Raw genomic sequence first — 330 nt, 5'->3', positions numbered from 1 at the left:
TTCGCGCAACCACTCAAGCTGAGAGACCGGTGCTGTTACAGGACCTTCGTAGTGGTTCTGTGTAGATTCACCCACTAGTCCGTAGGTGCCTCCTGCCTTCAACGCGTCCTTTACCATCAGAGTGTTTCCTTCAGTTGACGAAGACACACAAGTGCATCTTCAAGATTTTCGTAGTACTCACGGATTGTGCAACCCTCAAATACCAGAGAATAAAAATCCGATACGATTGGCACAGTCTCCATCGTGAGGAACTTGTGAGCACGTGCAAAATCCTGCTCACTGAACTCGACGTTACTGTTCATCGTGTCAAGGACGCGCGACGGGTAGGAC

General features: G+C 49.7%; 1 protein-coding gene. It reads right to left on the bottom strand.

Annotated features, from left to right (window positions below):
- Nucleotides 1–116 precede the first annotated feature (116 nt).
- Nucleotides 117–330, bottom strand: a 214-nt coding sequence (locus AC1RPJ_RS08045; protein WP_391856763.1) for a hypothetical protein, incomplete at its 5' end; no start/stop codon positions are given.

Source organism: Dellaglioa sp. CoH-57-MRSF-17 (assembly GCF_056782015.1).
This window is presented reverse-complemented; position numbering and strand designations above follow the sequence as displayed.